Source organism: Ochrobactrum sp. XJ1, from assembly GCF_024701725.1.
GTDB lineage: Bacteria > Pseudomonadota > Alphaproteobacteria > Rhizobiales > Rhizobiaceae > Brucella > Brucella anthropi.
Genome location: NZ_VDGD01000007.1, coordinates 132272 through 149087, shown reverse-complemented (window position 1 = coordinate 149087; position 16816 = coordinate 132272). Strand labels below are relative to the sequence as shown.

Sequence of the window (16816 nt, the reverse complement as noted above, 5' to 3'; positions counted from 1 at the left end):
GCTTTTCAATTGGTCGGTACTGATTGATTTAAGACGAAGACGGCTCCTCGCTGATCGTGGCGATGACCGAAAGGCAATCACCCATCTTGATGAGACCCGGAAAGTGCCGTGCCGCGAGAATTCCGTCGAGTGCCGCGCGGTACTCTTGCGGAGCCACGCCGGTGCACGCCACATTATGAACGCGGGCAATGAGGTCGCCTTTGCGTATTTCCGCGCCAAGATCGACCAAAGGTTCAAGCAACCCCTCGGTATCGGCAAAGCCGAAGCATTCCTGCGATGGCATATCGAGCCATGTAGTGGGCGAATACTCCACATCACCATGCAAAATGCCAGCGTGGCGCAATAGGTTGCGAATGCCACGCTTGGCGATTGCTGCCGATCGTGCTGAAATCGTGCCACCGCCGGAAAGCTCGGTCGTCACAAACACCTTCCCGGCTTCCTCAGCGGTCGTGTCGTACATGCCTACAGCATCGATCTCGATCATTCGCATGGAAAAGGGGGCGGAGAATGCTTTGACGGCAGCAAAGCATTGGGCTTCCTGAGTTGCATCGGGCAGGGCATGTGCTGCGGCATAGGGCAGGAAATCGAGTGTTCGTCCGCCGGAATGAAAATCCATGACGATATCGGCTGTGGGCAGCAGATAGCGGGTGAAATAATCGGCGATCTTTTCAGTTACCGTGCCATCCGGGCGGCCGGGGAAACTACGATTGAGATTGCCTTTATCTATCGGCGATGTGCGTGTTCCGGCCATGAAGGCCGGGAAATTCATTGCAGGAACAATGATAACGCGTCCGTTGATCTCAGCTGGTTTCAGATTGGCGGCTAGATCGTAGAGTGCAACCGGCCCCTCATATTCATCGCCGTGATTGCCACCCGTAAGAAGGGCTGTGGGTCCATCGCCATTGCGAATGACGCAGATGGGCAGCATCAGCGATCCCCAGGCGGAATCGTCTCTGGACCAAGGCAGCCGCAAATGCCCGTGCTGTACGCCGTCGCGGTCAAGATCGACAGTCGGCGTGATCGGGGAGGGACGTGATGGAGGCGAGCTAAGCATCATCGCAGCGTCCTAATCCTTGACCACGAGCTTGCGTGGCACATTCGACAGGCATTCGACGCCGGTTTCGGTGATCACGACGCTCTCGGTGATCTCCAGCCCCATGGTTTCCAGCCAGAGACCTGTCATGAAATGGAAGGTCATCCCGGGCTGCAACTCGGTGTGATCGCCGGGGCGCAGGCTCATGGTGCGCTCGCCCCAATCCGGCGGATAGGACAGACCGATTGAATAGCCGGTGCGGTTGTCCTTGATGATCCCGTATTTCTTCAGCACAGCGAAGAAGCCGTTGGCGATATCTTCGCACGTGTTGCCGGGGCGAGCAGCAGAAAGTCCCGCTTCCATACCTTCGAGCGTTGCTTTTTCTGCATCAAGAAAAGCCTGCGTCGGCTTGCCGAGAAATACAGTCCGCGACAGTGGGCAATGATAACGCTTATAGCAGCCGGCGATTTCGAAGAAAGTACCTTCTCCGGTCTTCATCGGTAGATCATTCCAGGTGAGATGCGGGGCGGAGGCATCAGGTCCAGAAGGCAGCAGTGGCACGATGGCAGGATAATCGCCGCCGAAATCGTCAACGCCGCGCGTGCCTGCATCGTAGATTTCGGCAACCAGATCGCATTTACGCATGCCCGGCTCGATTTTATCGACGATGCGCTGGTGCATGGCTTCCACGATGCGACCGGCTTTGCGCATATAGCCGATCTCGGTTGAACTCTTCACCGCCCGCTGCCAGTTGACGAGACCTTGCGCATCTTTGAACTGTGCATTGGGCAGATGCTTCTGCAGAGCATGGTGGGCCGCAGCAGTGTACCAGTAATTGTCGAACTCGACGGCTATCGTCTTGTTACCCCATCCCTTTTCCTCAAGGATTGAGGCCAGAAGGTCCATCGGGTGGCGTTCCAGCGATTGCACGTAATGGTCGGGATAGCCGATAATGTTGTCATGGCTGATCCACGCGGTGCGTTTAGCACCGTTGCCATCCTGACCACGACCATACCAGATCGGTTCGCCTTCCATCGAAAGCACAACGCATTGATGGACATAGAAGGACCAGCCATCATAACCGGTAAGCCAGTGCATGTTGGACGGGTCTGTGACGATGATGACATCGAAGCCTGCCTTCTCCATGGCGCGACGGGTTTTGGCTATCCGCTCATCATATTCCGCGCGGGTGAAGTTGAGTTCCACACTCATCGACTGGCTCCTGCAGTTTTGGTTGAATCAATTTTCGTGCCTGCGTCGCGCAGGCTGGCGCGCTCCGTCGCAAGACGGGCGATTGCAGTATCCTGAACCCCGGTGCCCGTGAGGTCGCAGAAGGTTATGTCCTCTGCCTTCCGCTGGAATGTGGGGGCATTGAGAACGATCTGGCCCAGTTCTGGAAAGACAGTATCCGCTGCAACAATCCCAGCCGAAATTGCGTGGTGCAGTTCGCCAAGCCTGCGTGTCTGGGAGAGGCTGTCAGCGACATAGATGATTGATCGCTGGAAAAGGGTGGGGTCGATCTCGTTCTTATGTTCGGCATCCGATCCCATAGCAGTAACGTGCTGACCGGGTGCAAGCCATTCAGCCTTTATGAGTGGCGTTTCCGATGGCGTGGTCGTGACGATGATGTCAGTGCCATCACAAGCTTCCTTTGCATCTGCAATCGCCGTCACCGGTATTCCGAGCTTTTGGGTGAAGTTTTGCGCGGCTTTTTTCGCGCTATCGAAGTTGCGTGCCCAAATCCGCGCCTCGGTGATGGGGCGCACGAGCGTCAGCGCTTCAAGCTGCATTCCAGCCTGCATGCCCGCACCGATGATGGTGGCGACACGGGCATTTTCCCGCGCCAGATATTTTGCTGCGACAGCACCGGCAGCCGCTGTACGCACATCGGTCAGATAGCCATTATCCAGCAACAATGCTTCGATAAGCCCTGTCTTTGCCGAAAACTGGATCATCAGCCCATTGGTGGATGGTAAGCCGATGGAAGGATTATTGAAGAAGCCGGGACTTACTTTGATGGCAAAGCTGTCTATCCCGGGAATATAGGCCGTCTTCACATCGACTTCGCCACGTTCTGCGGGGATATCCAACCGAAGAATGGGCGGCATGCTGACACCGCTACTCGCGAGTGCCCGGAAAGCATCCTCCACGCACGCCACGCTTTCAAGTTCGAGGGCTATGATCTGTCGCAGATCAGCTTCGGTCAGAATTCGCATTTCAGCCATCAGCCTGCCCTCCGATAGCGGTCTTCCATGATTGCGCGGTGTTGTTCAGGATCGATATTGCCACCTGAGACTATGATGACGGTCGGTCCTGTCGGCTTGATTTTTCCAGCAAGCAAGGCGGCAATACCAACAGCTGCCGCGCCCTCAATAATCTCGCTTTCCAGCCGCGCCGCATGGCGGATGCCTGCTGCGATCTCTTCCTCGTCCAGCAGGATCACGTCGTCCAGCAGCGAGCGGCACATCTCAAAAGTCCAACGGTTATCGAGGCCTATGCCACCACCGAGGGAATCTGCCAGCGTATCCTGTTCCTCAACATTGACTGGTCTGCCCGCTTCAAGGCTCGCTTGCATCGCCGCGCCGCGGCGCATGGAAATTCCAATTACCCGCGCTAGTGAGCGTTTTGCTTTCACTGCTGCAGCCACTCCGGCGGCAAGTCCACCACCAGAAAGCGGAACAAGCACGGTGTCCAGTTCAGGGAGGTCTTTGACAATTTCCAATCCCATCGTTCCCTGTCCGGCAATGATGCGCGGATCGTCGAATGGTGGGATGGCATTCATGCTTTCATCACGCACAAGTCGCACGACTTCTTCCATCGCATCGTCCTGTGAGTTCCCAACGATGCGCACATCCGCACCAAGATCGCGGATTGCCTCGACCTTATTGCGCGGTACAAGCGATGAAAGACAGATTGTGGCGGTCAACCTTTGCATGGACGCCGCATGAGCCAACGCGCGCCCATGATTGCCGGTAGACGCGGTCACGAGTCCCTGCTTGCGTTCATTTTCGGACAGGCTGAGAACGGCATTTGTTGCACCGCGAAGCTTGAAACTACCCGTTGGTTGTCGGTTTTCAAGCTTGAGAAAAACCGGCGCGCCTGATCGCCTGCTGAGACTTTCGGAGTGGATCAGCGGTGTTCTTTGGACATGACCATTCAGCCTGTCTTGGGCTTGCTCTATTTCGTTGAGACTGATCATTTGCGACACACTTCCCGACATCCGCACCGCCGTTCAAAGCGGCGTGACAATGGGGAGCGCCGCACCAAGCAAAGCACGTCTTCGCTGCAGGCGAGCAAATTGAGGGCGCAATAATACACCACGTGCGAAACCGTAAGGCCGCATCCTCGTTCCCCATATGTTTGATTTTTTGTTCTTGGCTCTATGTGTGAAAGACCTATAGGATCATGTCAATAATTATATTGGATCATTACAATTTTGATCTGTCACGACTTTTCGATGTTGGAGCCTTGTCAGCGGCGCAGGCGCGTGCCAATGAGAACTGGAATGTTTGCAGATGCTGGATCAACAGAATGAAAGCCGCCTTGAAGCTCGACGCCGTCGATTTGCGTATTCTCGAAGCCGTTCAGGAGAATGCGCGGATCACCAAGCTTGCCTTGGCGGAGAAGGTCGGGCTTTCTGCGACACCCTGCTGGCTACGACTGCGCAAGCTGGAAGAGGCGGGGATTGTCACGGGCTATCATGCACGCATCGCCTACCGTAAAATTGCTCCCATCGCGAATGTCATTGTGCAGATCACTCTGGGCAATCATCGTCAAAGCGATTTTGACCGGTTCGAAAGAGCCGTCACAGTAGTACCCGAAATCGTGTCCTGCTGGTCGGTTGGCGGTGGGGTGGACTATTTTCTGATGATCGTGGCGCGCGATATTGATGGCTATCAGCGTCTGATTGACCGTCTTCTGGACCAGAATATCGGCATAGAACGCTACTTCACCTATATCGTGACCAAGCTGGTCAAGGACGAGAAAGCGAGCGCACCTTTGTCGCTGTTCAAGGAAGTCGCGGACTAGCCCAAACAGGCTGTCTTGCTTTTAAATTTAGTCCAATTCGCATGTTCGTCGGGCTGCCTTTGGTCCGAATCCAGAGCTATCCTGTGACAAACTTCTTCCTGAATTGGGAGAAGAACAATGAATGCCGTTCTGGATCATCCGATACAACATGATGGGCTTGGCAGGCTTCGCGATAAGCATCTTTTTCGCGAGCTTGGCTATATTGATGGACGCTGGTTTGCGGGACAAAAGGCCGAAACCTTCCCTGTTCTCGATCCTGCAACGGGTCAACGGCTTGCCCGTGTGGCTAGTCTTGGCGAAGCTGAGACGACGCTCGCGATCGATGCGGCAGTAAAGGCCTTTTCGGCCTGGCGTGATAAGCTGCCCCAGGAACGATCCGCGGTCTTGCGGCGTTGGTTCGAGCTGGTCACGGCAAATCGCGAAGATCTCGCATTGCTGATGACGCTGGAGCAGGGCAAGCCGCTGGCGGAATCGCGCGGCGAAATCGACTATGGCGCATCTTTCATCGAATGGTTTGCAGAAGAGGCCAAGCGTCTTAACGGCGAAACCATAGCGAGCCATCTCCCAAATGCCGAGATGCTCGTGCGCCGCGAGGCGTTGGGTGTCGTAGCACTTGTAACGCCATGGAATTTTCCGCATGCCATGATCACCCGCAAGGCGGCTGCAGCGATTGCCGCCGGTTGCCCGGTCGTCGTGCATCCGTCTTCTGAAACACCGCTTTCTGCATTCGCCCTCGCCGAACTGGCCGAACGTGCGGGAATGCCTGCGGGCATATTCAATGTGGTGACGGGCAAAGCCGCGCCTATCGTCGATGTATTGTGCCGCGACGAGCGTGTACGGGCGCTGAGCTTCACCGGTTCTACGGACATCGGCAGGCTGATTGCCACCAAATGTGCGAACACGATGAAGCGGCTTGTCATGGAGCTTGGCGGACATGCACCTTTAATCATCTTCGATGATGCCGATATCGAGCGGGCGGTCGATGTTGCTATGGCCGCCAAATTTGCGACCTCTGGTCAGGATTGCCTTGCTGCAAACCGTATCTTTGTTCAGCGCGGTATCCTGAAAGCGTTCACAAAGGCTTTTGCTGTGCGCATTGAGGCGCTGAAGGTCGGCAATGGGATTAATCCGACGGTGGAGATTGGGCCTCTGATGCACAGCCGGGCGGTGGACAAGGTCGAAGAGCACGTGCGGGACGCTGAAAAGCGAGGCAGTAAGATACTCGTCGGCGGCAACCGGCTGAGAGAGAATTCGCTTTTCTTTGAACCGACATTGCTGGTCGATGTGCCTGACGATGCGGCGATTATGCACGAAGAGACATTCGGACCGGTAGCTGCCGTCACGGTTTTTGACGATGAGGACGAAGTCATCGCCCGCGCCAATGCCACACAATATGGTCTCGTTGCCTATGTCGTAACGGCGAATGGCGCCCGACAGCTCCGTATGGGGCGCGCACTCGAATATGGAATGGTAGCCATCAACCGCGCAAAAATTACCGGCGCACCGATCCCTTTCGGCGGCTGGAAGCAATCCGGTCTTGGCCGCGAAGGCTCCCATCAGGGCATCGAAGCCTTCACCGAACTCAAGTATCTCTGCATCGATACCGCCGCGTGAAAGCGTGGCGACAGGAAAGGAACACAACCATGTTGAATAATAGCAATGAACTGACCGCTTGGGATCGGGATCATTTCTTTCATCCGTCCACGCATATGGGGATGCATGCCCGTGGTGAAACGCCAACGCGCGTGCTGGAAGGCGGCGAGGGCGTGTATATTGCCGACGTGAATGGTCGGAAGAGCCTTGATGCCTTCGCGGGTCTTTATTGCGTCAATGTTGGTTATGGCCGCACAGAAATTGCGGATGCGATTGCAGAACAGGCGCGCAAACTTGCCTATTATCATGCCTATGTCGGTCATGGCACTGAAGTGTCGATCACGCTTGCCAAGATGATCATCGACCGTGCACCAGACCATATGAGCCGCGTCTATTTTGGTCTGTCCGGTTCGGATGCCAACGAAACCAACATCAAGCTGATCTGGTATTACAACAATATTCTTGGCCGCCCGGAAAAGAAGAAGATCATTTCTCGATGGCGCGGATATCATGGTTCGGGCGTGATGACGGGAAGCATGACGGGTCTTGCAACCTTCCATAATGCATTCGATCTGCCGCGCGCTCCGATCTTGCATACTGAATCCCCTTATTATTTCCGTCGCGCGGACCGCTCGATGAGCGAAGAGCAGTTTTCGCAACATTGCGCCGACAAGCTCGAAGAAATGATCCTTGCTGAAGGTCCGGATACGATTGCTGCCTTTATTGGTGAGCCGGTTCTGGGTACGGGGGGCATTGTGCCGCCACCGGCTGGTTACTGGCAGAAGATTCAGGCTGTTCTTGATCGCTACGATATTCTGCTCGTTGCCGATGAGGTCGTTACCGGCTTCGGCCGTCTCGGCAGCATGTTTGGTTCCGACCATTACGGCATGAAGCCAGATCTGATTACCATCGCCAAGGGATTAACCTCGGCCTATGCACCGCTTTCCGGCTCGATTGTATCGGACCGCATGTGGCAGGTGCTGGTTCAGGGATCAGACAAGATGGGGCCAATTGGCCATGGCTGGACCTATTCTGCCCATCCGATCTGCGCTGCAGCAGGCGTAGCCAATCTCAAGCTCATCGACGAGTTGAAACTGGTTGAAAATGCCGGCTCCACAGGCGCCTATTTCCGCAAGGCACTGCAGGATGCTCTTGGCGATCACAAGCATGTCGGCGAAATTCGCGGCGAAGGTCTGATGGCGGCAATCGAATTCGTGGGAGATCGCGACGACCGCAAATTCTTCGATCCTTCGCTGAAGATCGGCGCACAGGTTTCAACGGCACTTCTTGCCAACGGCGTTATCGCTCGCGCTATGCCTGAAGGCGATATTCTCGGATTTGCTCCACCACTCTGCTTGACGCGTGAAGAAGCAGACAAGGTTGTTGCCGCGACGAAAAAGGCGGTTGCGACCGTCTTTGCTTGAGCCAGTAAAAGCCGTGGCTGTCGGATATTCAATGTCTGACAGCCACGGCTTTTCTCTTTGTTCGCCAGAACAGAAATGTCGCCTTGTCGAAGCCGTTCCATTCGCCATATGTGTTGGTGAGGCATTGAGGAACCATTCCTATGACGACGATTGGCTTGAAGCGTATTTATGAAGCTCCTTCACCGAACGATGGCTACCGTGTACTCGTGGATCGTGTTTGGCCGCGCGGTATGACAAAGGAGAAGGCGGATATAGATCTTTGGGCCAAAGATATTGCCCCGACCGCCAATCTTCGCAAATGGTTCTGCCATGATCCGGCGAAATGGAATGATTTTCAGATAAAATATCGCGAAGAGTTGGAAGGTAACAAGCCAGCACTGAAGGATTTGATCGCGACCGCCAAGGCAAGAGGTGGGCGACTAACGCTCTTATATGGCGCGAAAGACGAAGAGCATAATCAAGCTGTCGTCTTGCATGAATTCATGCAAACTCTGTAGACGGCCTCAAAGAGTGCCACAACCGTGGCACTCTTTGGTATTCAATCTCAAAATCACCACTTGGTGTGGACCTTGAGTAGCGCTTTACGCCCTTCACCATAGCCGCAGACATAAATGCCCTGACAACCAGCGACATAGTTCTTGTCGAACAGATTGGTGACGTTGAGGTCGACCCCCCAATTGTCTTTTTCGTAACCGAGCTTCAGGTCGGCAAGCGCCACAGCTGGCACCTTGAGTGTATTTTCCTCATCGGCATAAGAGGAACCGAGGTAGCGTACACCGCCGCCGAGCGTCACCCCTTGAAAAGCACCGTCTGGCACCTTGTACTCGACAAAGACGGAGGCCTGTTGTTCCGGCAAGAGGTAAGGACGATTGCCGATAATATCGGGGTTGCTGTCATTCTCTTTGATTTTCAGGTCGTAGGCAGTAACCGAAGCAGTCACTTTCCAAGCATCGGTGATATTGGCCTGAACTTCCAGTTCGAAACCGCGCGAGTTGACCTTGCCAAGCTGCTCACGCGCGAAGCTGGAGCCAGTGAGGGCATTCTCCTTGGTCAAATCAAACAGTGAAGCGGTGATCAAGCCGTCGAACAATTCCGGACGGTATTTGACGCCCACTTCATACTGTGTTCCCGTCTCCGGTTGAGCATAGCTGCCATCTGCCAGCGTTTCGATGATCGGATTGAAGAAGGTCGCGACGCTGACATAAGGCGTTATGCCATTGTCGAACTCGTAGCCCAGTCCAGCGCGGCCTGAAGCTTTGCCCTTGTTATATTCGTAGCTCGGCAATCCTGCCGCGTCAGTTTTGACATAGTCGTAGCGACCGTTGAATGTTGCGATCCAGCCGTCGCCGAACTCTACTCGATCCTGTGCGTAAATGCCGATCTGGTGACGTCGCAGATCCTGATCGATATAAGGGTCGAACATCGGGCCCTGTGGTTCACCATATACCGGATTGAAACCATCGATAACAGTCGCCCCGCCGGTCTGCTGCATCTGTTCAATACGGAAATAACGGTACTCGACACCAAACAGAAGATTGTGTGTCAGAGCATCGGTCTCGACTGTTCCCTCAAGCTGGTTGCCGGCAAGGAAGGTATTGACCGTCGTATCGTGCCTGAAATTGATGCGCGCAATGTTCGGATTTCCTGGTGCCGGCTGCGGCAAGAAACCTTCATAACCATAGGCGTAAAGGGTGTGTTCTTTCACATGTGAAAAACCATAGCGAACGTTCTGCCGTACAGTCCAGTCATTGTCGAACTGATGCTCGAATTCATAGCCGATGGAGGCCTGCTCGCGCTCGTAGGAATCAATGTCGGGCTCGGTGAAATTTCGCTTGCGCGAAATCTTGCCGAACTCGGTTGGAACGACAGTGCCGTAGTAGGGAAGAAAGCCTCCGCCATCGTGGGTCAGATCAAGATGGGTATAGTTGCCGAGAATGGTCAGCTTCGTCGCTTCGTCCGGCTTGTATTCAATGCTTGGCGAGATGACGCCGCGAAATTCCTTGGCGAAGTCTGTATAATTATCGCCACCCTGAATCTTGCCGTTCACACGGTAATTGACCGTATCGCTGGCTTTGTCGCCGATGTCGAAGCCAAGATAGGCATTACCGTAACTATTGACGCCCGTTTCTAGATATCGCAGCCGCTCGTCGGTCGGACGCTTGCTGATATAGTTGACAATGCCGCCCGGATTGGACCCGCCGTAAAGGGCAGACGATGCACCACGCAGAACGTCGATACGTTCAATGCCAAAGCTATCGATCAGGAAACCACCGAAGCCGTAGCTGAAGTTCTGCAAACCGTCGAGATAGGTGCCGTATTGGGTGGCTTCGAAACCGCGAATATAGAGCCAGTCGGTATCGTTATCGACACCGAAAGGCTGTCCGAGCACACCTGGCGTATAGCGCAATGCTTCGTCCAGCTTTTGCGCGCCGATGGCATCCATCTGCTTGCGCCCTACAACTGATACGGATTGTGGAATCTTTTCGATGGCAACGCTGTCTTTCGAGCCGGTTGTCGTTACTGTTGGAACAAAGCCGTTTACCGGCGCAATACCCTCATCACTACGACCATTTCCCGTCTGTACGACAACCGTGTCAAGGCGAACTGTATTGTTAGTCTCTTGCGCGTAGGTTGTCGAAAGCGGCAGAAACGCAAATGCTGCGTTGCCGGCCAGCAGCATCAGGAAGTGTTGCTTTATCGATGTGGTCATTCGGTGCAAGCCCCTTGAGAAATCCTATATCTGACCCAACTTGCCAACGTCCGATAAGACAACAGCCAGGTACGGCGAATGCGTCAGCGCTGCAACGCATTGCGAATTAATATGAGTATTTACATCAAGATATTGCTAGAAGATTGTTCGTTATTTCGCCCAATTGAATGATCTTTGGCTAATGTAAAATGTCCTCAAATATCGCTCGCGCTGGGTTTACTGTTGGTGTTGTCTGACCCAGGCGGCAGGCGTAGTGCCGGTCAGTTTCTTGAAAACACGGGTGAAATGCGCCTGATCGGCGAAGCCCGTGAGAGCTGCGATATGGGGTAGGGACACGTTTGGTTGCAGAAGCAGCATCTGCGCTTGATCAATGCGCTTCCGCATCTGCCAGGCGTGCGGTGAAACGCCTGTCGAGGCCTTGAAGGCGCTGCAGAAATAGGATTCGGACAATCCGGCGAGCGTTGCCAGTTCTTGAAGGCGGATAACGCGCGCGTAATTATCCTCCATGAATTCAGTAACGCGGCGAAGCTGTCGCGGTGAAAGCTTGCTGTTAAGTGTCCTTTGTTCCAACTGCGCTTCAAAGAGTTCTGTTACAAGTGCGGTTAGCAGGCCCTCTCCATAAAGGTCATGCATCGGTGCTTTTGAAATGCATTCTTCGGCCAGCAAGGAACCAATCTGTTCGATCTTCGAGTTCGAAAAGAACAGGCGAGGCTTTTCGATGCTACTTTTGTCCAGTACGTGACCGAAGCGTTGTTGTAGGGCAGCAATATCGAAATGCAGATCGAGATGCTTTAGTTTTCCCGGACGTGTTACGCGGCTCCAGATCGTCATGCCAGCAGGGACGTAGCAAAGCCTTTGCCGCGGTTGAACACTCGCCAGCGTATGGTTGGTTTGTTCGGGGCGGATTGCCAGTTCCCCTCGGCTTTCAAGCACAAGAAAAAGGCGCGGCGCTTCCGAAACATATTCTCCACGTGCGCCTGGTCCGCAATCGACCGACCATACGTCGGCTATTGCGCCATTCCAAACGCGATAATGGAGATCGTCCAGTAAGCTGACGTCTTCAATGTGACTTTTCATATGCGGATGGAAGCCCAAACTCTTCTTCCCGATGGTGTTTCTCAAAACATGTATATCTTTCTCATATTTTGCTATCAACCTTCGATGAACTGCTTTATTGCAGGGCAGATATCTAGGTCCTGACCCTAGAGTGGACCAAAATCAGGAATGAGAATGATGACCTCCGCTCTGTTCGAACTCGAGAATGTCACCTTTTCAGCCGCCGGGCGCATCCTGTTGCAACCGCTGACGATGTCGATACCGGTGGGAAGTCTGACAGCGCTTATCGGGCATAATGGTTCAGGCAAATCAACACTTCTGAAAATTTTGGCTCGGCAGCAGCCAGTGTCCGGCGGGACTGTACGCTTTGCGGGTAAGGCGCTTGGTGATTGGGGTGACCGTGAGTTTGCGCGTAAGCTTGCCTATCTGCCACAGCAGACTGCACCTGCGGCAGGCATGCTGGTCAGGGAACTTGTCGCTTTGGGGCGTTACCCCTGGCACGGTGCTCTTGGGCGCTTCGGTGTAACAGACCGTCAGAAGGTGGAAGAAGCCATCGAACTGACCGGGATCGGAGCCTTCGCGGACCGATTGGTCGACACCCTTTCGGGCGGTGAGCGTCAGCGCGTCTGGCTCGCCATGCTGGTTGCTCAGGATGCGGAATGCCTTCTGCTTGATGAACCGACTTCGGCGCTGGATATCGCGCACCAGATCGAAGTTCTCTCGCTTGTGCGTAAGCTGTCACACGAAAGGGACCTGAGCGTCTTCGTCGTCTTGCATGATGTCAATATGGCCGCACGCTTTTGCGATGAAGTGTTTGCACTCCACAGCGGCAGATTGATCGCACAATCCACGCCTAAGGGAATTATGGTGCCAGAACGCCTGGAGGAAATCTATGGCATTCCGATGGAAGTCATGCAGCACACTTCTACGGGACAGTTGATCGCTTCGCCGCGATAGGCTGTCAGTCCCTACCTTCTTCGGGCGCTCCTAACGGAAACAGATGACGGAATGGTCGCGCTTCATCGAGTGCGCGGGCATAGCTCGGCCGTGCAAGCAGACGTTTGCGATAGGTCCACACATTGGCGAATTTTTCGGGAATGGCATAGGTCCAGTCTGCGTAGAGCAGGGCAGGCGCCGCAGCGCAGTCGGCAAGGCTGAAATCATCCCCCGAGACCCATTTGCGCCCTTCCATATGTCGATCCAGAAACGCATAGGCTGTATCGAAGGCTGCTCGCCAGCGGTTGCCCCCGTCGTCATGCTCGCGACCAAGTGCGATATAGACGAGGCGTTGCTGCGGGTAGTTTATGTAATTATCGAAGAAACGATCCCACATTCTCACGTCCGCGCTGACAAGCGGGTCCGATGGGATCAGTTGTCTGGTGTGGGGATGGGTGGCGTCGAGATACTCGATGATACCGGTCGCTTCAAACACCAGTTTTCCATTATGCGTTAGCACGGGGAATTTACCGAAGGGCCAAACGGCGTTGAACTCGCTCGCTACCGGTTCCGTACCATCAAGAATTCTTGCTTCGAAAGCTATGTCCTTTTCATAGAAGGCGGTTATCGCTTTTTGGCAGTATGACGAAAAGGGATGAAGGTAGAGTTTCAAGGTCATCGTGGTCCTCCCAGACAGATGGCAGATGAACTTCAATCGCCGTTGGCGCGATAGTCCGCGCGATTGATGCCATGACGCTGCATCTTATCGTAAAAGGTCTTTCGCGGAATACCGAGCGCCTCAATCGTTTCCTGAACATTGCCATTATGGGCGGCAAGCGTTTCGCGGATAAGCGTTTCTTCGTAGCGCTCGAGCCGTTTTGGAAGTGTTTCTTGATTGCCGACCATCGATTGCAGCAAGTGAGCCGGTTTCGCAACGCCAAGCGCTACGCGGTCGGCAAAATGTGCCAACTCGCGGACATTTCCCGGCCAGCTATGGTTCATGAGATGTCGGTGTGTCGCTGCATCGATAGCGGGCACATCGCGATTGAAGCGTTTCGACGCTCGCGTCAGGAAATGTGCGAAAAGCAACGGAATGTCGTCTCGTCTTTCTCTCAGCGGCGGGATGGAAAGCGTGACGACATTCAGCCGGTAATAGAGGTCCTCACGGAAGTCGCCTCTCTGGGCGGGGTCACCGAGGTCGATCTTTGCTGCAGCCACAACCCGCAGATCGACCGGGCGAACCTCATTCGTGCCGAGTGGAGTGATTTCGCGCATCTCAAGGACGCGCAGCAGTTTCACTTGCGTTGCTGCAGGCATGCTTTCAATTTCATCGAGAAACAGCGTGCCACCACTTGCATGTTCAACCCGTCCGAGCCGCTTTTTCTGAGCTCCCGTGAAAGCACCTGCCTCGTGACCGAACAGTTCGCTTTCAATCACCGTTTCGGGCAAGGCCCCGCAGTTGAGTGCTACGAAATTGCCTTTGCGACGATGGCCCCAGTTGTGCAGCAACTGTGCGACGACTTCCTTGCCACTGCCAGTTTCACCAGCCACGAGCACATCAACATCCGTATCGGCTATATCGCGCAAGGTACGGCGCAGATTTTCCATCGCCGGTGTCTGGCCGATCAACGGCAGATCGCCCTCCACATTCTCGGCGGCTTCGCGTAAGGCGCGGTTTTCAACGATAAGCTGTCGCTTTTCCCATGCACGACGGATGCTGTGCACGAGCCTGTCGGCTGCAAACGGCTTGGCGATGAAATCATAGGCACCGTCCTGAATGGCTTGCACCGCCATCGGAATATCACCGTGGCCAGTAATCAGGATTACTGGCAAATCGGGGTCAATGGTTTTGATCCGGGCAAAGAATTGGAGACCGTCGATCTGCGGCATGCGGACATCGGTAACAACAACGCCATCATACTCAAAAGTAACGCTGTTCAACGCATCCAGTGCGCTTGGAAAATCAGCAACCTCGAAACCGGCAAGCTCAAGCGTTTGACGAGTGGCGCGGCGGAGGGCCTTGTCATCGTCGACAAGGATAACGAAGGGTGACTTGTCCATCATGCTTTTCTCAGTTCAATACGGAAAGACGTGCCTGCGGCATTACTTTCGGCAGAGATGGTCCCGCCATAGTCAGTGACGATCTCCTTGACGATCACAAGACCTAGACCGAGACCTTTTTCCTTCGATGTATTGAAAGGCGAAAACAGATTGTCGCGAATATGCTGCGGCATACCCGGTCCATTGTCGGAAACCAATATGATGACTTTGTCACGATCTACATGAGTGCGGACTTCTATTTTTCCATCATTCTGTTTTAAATCAATGGCTTCCAGTGCATTCTGGAACAGGTTGATGAAAACCTGTTCCAGCCGGATTGAATGACCGATAACTTGCAGTTCCGGCGGTGGTAGTGCGATATCGAGCTGATCCATGCGCCCAGAGAACCTGCTTCGCAACAGTACCAGCGCACCCGAAATGACCTGACTGAGCGAAGTCGGTTCGGAAGGAGTACGTCCCTTGCGGGCAAGTGCTTTAAGGTCACCCGTGATTGTACCTATGCGGTCTGTTAATGCGGCGATTTCACTGAGGTTTTCGGTTGCGTTGGAAAGGCATTTCCGTTCGATGAAGGTTTTTGCGTTGTCTGCATAGGCGCGAATAGTTGCGACGGGCTGGTTGATTTCATGCGCCACGCCAGCCGCTACTTGCCCCATGATGGCCAGGCGATTGGCGTGCACGAGGTCCTGCTGCACCCCTTGCAGCATTGTTTCGGTGCGACGATGGTCGCTGATCTCAGCTTGCAGTCTGTCGCGTGCCAGACTGAGATCGCGGGTGCGCTCTTCCACGCGTTCTTCCAGTTCTATCTGTGTACGCTGTGCATTGGCGATGCGTGTCGCGATTTTCTGCCTGCGACGTAGAAGAAGTCCGGCAACCATTGCGATAGCTGAAAGGATGATAAAGGTGAACAACCGGGATTCACGAATGGCGGAAGGAATCTGCGGGCGAATTGGCGCGAGACTGTACATCTGCCAGGGAGTGGAAGGCACGATCGAACGGATTGCGAGAAAGTCGGTATTGCGCGCATTGCCGGGCAGCAGCGCATCAATCAACTGTACATCCTCGCCGTCAATTGACTTGATCGACAGGGGCAAGGGTTTAAGTGGCGCGTCACCAAACTGCAGGCTATCGCGGATAGACTGAAGCTGCTCCTGATTGATCGAGCTAATGGTCATGAAACGCCAGGACGGCAAGCTTGTAATCAGAACGATATTTCGTTCATCCGTCACGAAGGTCGGTCGTCCGGCATTGTTCCAGTCACTTTCCAGCCTGTCGAACTCCAGCTTGACAACGATCACCCCCAACGGACCGCTTGGGCCATCGATGCGACGGGATATGTAAAGACCGGGGCGATTGCTGACATTGCCGAGCGCAAAGTACTCTGCATCCCCGTTTTTCAAAGCGTTGTGAAAATAGGGGCGAAACTTGTAGTCGTTGCCGACAAAACTCGTTGGTCCGCGCCAGTTGCTTGCCGCGATGGCAATGCCGTCCATGCCGACAAGATAAATGACGGCCGCTTGTGTCCCATCCGCCAATGCTTCGAGTTTCTCATTCAAGGGATCGATTGTTGTGGCTGTTTTGTCCAGTAATGCAGCTTCCAGCGCCTTATCCTTTGACAGCACCAGAGGCAAAGCACGTTGCTTGTCGAGAACAGCGCGCAACAACGCAGTGTTGAGGTTGGCATCGATCCTTGTCTGCTCGCTTAATGCGAGGACGGCCTTGTCTCGTGCCATGTCGCCGACGACCCAGAATGCAAGCGCGAAAACCGCAGCCCAAAACAATCCGAACAACGCCCATGTCCGTCGGTTGATGTTTGTGGGTCGGGTGCGGCTGTCCGCTGGGGAGGGGTTCGAACTCATTGCTCTCATTGTGCAATATTTCACACAAATAGGAAATCCAAATGTGCGGATAATCGCACTTCTGCTAGATTTACTTCGATGCGAAAACTCACAAATTTAAAGAAAACAACACGTTAGT

The 16816-nt window shown here is 54.2% G+C and carries 14 protein-coding genes; 5 read left to right on the top strand and 9 right to left on the bottom strand.

The window, feature by feature from the left end; translation table 11 throughout:
* Positions 1 to 28: 28 nt before the first annotated feature.
* Genes doeB through eutB form a run of 4 tightly spaced genes read right to left on the bottom strand, consistent with a single transcriptional unit; the run spans position 29 to position 4232 of the window.
* A complete protein-coding gene (doeB, locus tag FG152_RS14270; RefSeq protein ID WP_029375937.1) occupies positions 29 to 1057 on the bottom strand; it encodes a N(2)-acetyl-L-2,4-diaminobutanoate deacetylase DoeB in 1029 nt (342 codons plus the stop codon).
* 9 nt (positions 1058 to 1066) lie between these two features.
* Complete coding sequence (gene doeA, locus FG152_RS14265) at positions 1067 to 2245, bottom strand: ectoine hydrolase DoeA (protein ID WP_010658666.1); 1179 nt, start codon at positions 2243 to 2245, stop codon at positions 1067 to 1069.
* Positions 2242 to 3258 carry a cyclodeaminase gene (locus FG152_RS14260; RefSeq protein WP_010658667.1) on the bottom strand — a complete coding sequence of 339 codons (1017 nt, stop codon included), beginning with the start codon at positions 3256 to 3258 and terminating at the stop codon, positions 2242 to 2244. Before FG152_RS14260 ends, doeA begins: the two co-directional genes overlap by 4 nt.
* Positions 3258 to 4232 carry a hydroxyectoine utilization dehydratase EutB gene (gene eutB, locus FG152_RS14255; protein ID WP_010658668.1) on the bottom strand — a complete coding sequence of 325 codons (975 nt, stop codon included), beginning with the start codon at positions 4230 to 4232 and terminating at the stop codon, positions 3258 to 3260. Before eutB ends, FG152_RS14260 begins: the two co-directional genes overlap by 1 nt.
* A gap of 344 nt (positions 4233 to 4576) precedes the next feature.
* On the opposite strand from eutB, the gene FG152_RS14250 reads away from it, so the two are divergent.
* The 4 genes from FG152_RS14250 (at position 4577) to FG152_RS14235 (ending at position 8576) form a co-directional block, all read left to right on the top strand.
* Positions 4577 to 5062: an Lrp/AsnC family transcriptional regulator gene (locus tag FG152_RS14250; protein ID WP_029375938.1), complete on the top strand. Its 486-nt coding sequence runs from the start codon at positions 4577 to 4579 to the stop codon at positions 5060 to 5062.
* Between the two features lie 117 nt (positions 5063 to 5179).
* The gene (locus FG152_RS14245; protein ID WP_010658670.1) at positions 5180 to 6676 is read left to right on the top strand and encodes an NAD-dependent succinate-semialdehyde dehydrogenase; all 1497 of its coding nucleotides are present in this window, start codon (positions 5180 to 5182) and stop codon (positions 6674 to 6676) included.
* A 29-nt stretch (positions 6677 to 6705) separates the two neighbouring features.
* A complete protein-coding gene (locus FG152_RS14240) occupies positions 6706 to 8079 on the top strand; it encodes an aspartate aminotransferase family protein (protein WP_010658671.1) in 1374 nt (457 codons plus the stop codon).
* A 140-nt stretch (positions 8080 to 8219) separates the two neighbouring features.
* Positions 8220 to 8576 (top strand): DUF488 domain-containing protein, encoded by a 357-nt coding sequence (locus FG152_RS14235; protein ID WP_010658672.1) that lies wholly within the window; start codon positions 8220 to 8222, stop codon positions 8574 to 8576.
* A 53-nt stretch (positions 8577 to 8629) separates the two neighbouring features.
* Here the strand turns inward: FG152_RS14235 and FG152_RS14230 are convergent, their stop codons facing one another.
* Both FG152_RS14230 and FG152_RS14225 read right to left on the bottom strand, forming a co-directional pair.
* The gene (locus tag FG152_RS14230; RefSeq protein WP_036563453.1) at positions 8630 to 10789 is read right to left on the bottom strand and encodes a TonB-dependent siderophore receptor; all 2160 of its coding nucleotides are present in this window, start codon (positions 10787 to 10789) and stop codon (positions 8630 to 8632) included.
* A gap of 216 nt (positions 10790 to 11005) precedes the next feature.
* Complete coding sequence (locus tag FG152_RS14225; protein ID WP_226622719.1) at positions 11006 to 11866, bottom strand: helix-turn-helix domain-containing protein; 861 nt, start codon at positions 11864 to 11866, stop codon at positions 11006 to 11008.
* A 156-nt stretch (positions 11867 to 12022) separates the two neighbouring features.
* On the opposite strand from FG152_RS14225, the gene FG152_RS14220 reads away from it, so the two are divergent.
* Positions 12023 to 12802, top strand: coding sequence for an ATP-binding cassette domain-containing protein (locus FG152_RS14220; protein WP_010658675.1), 780 nt, complete (start codon positions 12023 to 12025; stop codon positions 12800 to 12802).
* A gap of 4 nt (positions 12803 to 12806) precedes the next feature.
* Here FG152_RS14220 and FG152_RS14215 read toward each other — a convergent pair whose 3' ends face one another.
* The 3 genes from FG152_RS14215 to FG152_RS14205 are packed head-to-tail and all read right to left on the bottom strand — an operon-like array spanning position 12807 to position 16707.
* Positions 12807 to 13460, bottom strand: a complete 654-nt coding sequence (locus tag FG152_RS14215; protein WP_010658676.1) for a glutathione S-transferase family protein — start codon at positions 13458 to 13460, stop codon at positions 12807 to 12809.
* A gap of 32 nt (positions 13461 to 13492) precedes the next feature.
* Positions 13493 to 14842, bottom strand: a complete 1350-nt coding sequence (locus FG152_RS14210) for a sigma-54-dependent transcriptional regulator (protein WP_010658677.1) — start codon at positions 14840 to 14842, stop codon at positions 13493 to 13495.
* Positions 14842 to 16707 (bottom strand): sensor histidine kinase, encoded by a 1866-nt coding sequence (locus FG152_RS14205; RefSeq protein WP_498986934.1) that lies wholly within the window; start codon positions 16705 to 16707, stop codon positions 14842 to 14844. Before FG152_RS14205 ends, FG152_RS14210 begins: the two co-directional genes overlap by 1 nt.
* Between the last annotated feature and the right edge of the window lie 109 nt (positions 16708 to 16816).

What these genes read in the sequence shown, in the direction of transcription:
- doeA (WP_010658666.1), bottom strand. Translation starts at nt 2,245, where the DNA reads ATGAGTGTGGAACTCAACTTCACCCGCGCGGAATATGATGAGCGGATA.
- FG152_RS14210 (WP_010658677.1), bottom strand. Translation starts at nt 14,842, where the DNA reads ATGGACAAGTCACCCTTCGTTATCCTTGTCGACGATGACAAGGCCCTC.
- FG152_RS14260 (WP_010658667.1), bottom strand. Translation starts at nt 3,258, where the DNA reads ATGGCTGAAATGCGAATTCTGACCGAAGCTGATCTGCGACAGATCATA.
- FG152_RS14240 (WP_010658671.1), top strand. Translation starts at nt 6,706, where the DNA reads ATGTTGAATAATAGCAATGAACTGACCGCTTGGGATCGGGATCATTTC.
- eutB (WP_010658668.1), bottom strand. Translation starts at nt 4,232, where the DNA reads ATGATCAGTCTCAACGAAATAGAGCAAGCCCAAGACAGGCTGAATGGT.
- FG152_RS14235 (WP_010658672.1), top strand. Translation starts at nt 8,220, where the DNA reads ATGACGACGATTGGCTTGAAGCGTATTTATGAAGCTCCTTCACCGAAC.
- FG152_RS14225 (WP_226622719.1), bottom strand. Translation starts at nt 11,866, where the DNA reads ATGAAAAGTCACATTGAAGACGTCAGCTTACTGGACGATCTCCATTAT.
- FG152_RS14230 (WP_036563453.1), bottom strand. Translation starts at nt 10,789, where the DNA reads ATGACCACATCGATAAAGCAACACTTCCTGATGCTGCTGGCCGGCAAC.
- FG152_RS14245 (WP_010658670.1), top strand. Translation starts at nt 5,180, where the DNA reads ATGAATGCCGTTCTGGATCATCCGATACAACATGATGGGCTTGGCAGG.
- doeB (WP_029375937.1), bottom strand. Translation starts at nt 1,057, where the DNA reads ATGATGCTTAGCTCGCCTCCATCACGTCCCTCCCCGATCACGCCGACT.
- FG152_RS14215 (WP_010658676.1), bottom strand. Translation starts at nt 13,460, where the DNA reads ATGACCTTGAAACTCTACCTTCATCCCTTTTCGTCATACTGCCAAAAA.
- FG152_RS14205 (WP_498986934.1), bottom strand. Translation starts at nt 16,707, where the DNA reads ATGAGAGCAATGAGTTCGAACCCCTCCCCAGCGGACAGCCGCACCCGA.
- FG152_RS14220 (WP_010658675.1), top strand. Translation starts at nt 12,023, where the DNA reads ATGACCTCCGCTCTGTTCGAACTCGAGAATGTCACCTTTTCAGCCGCC.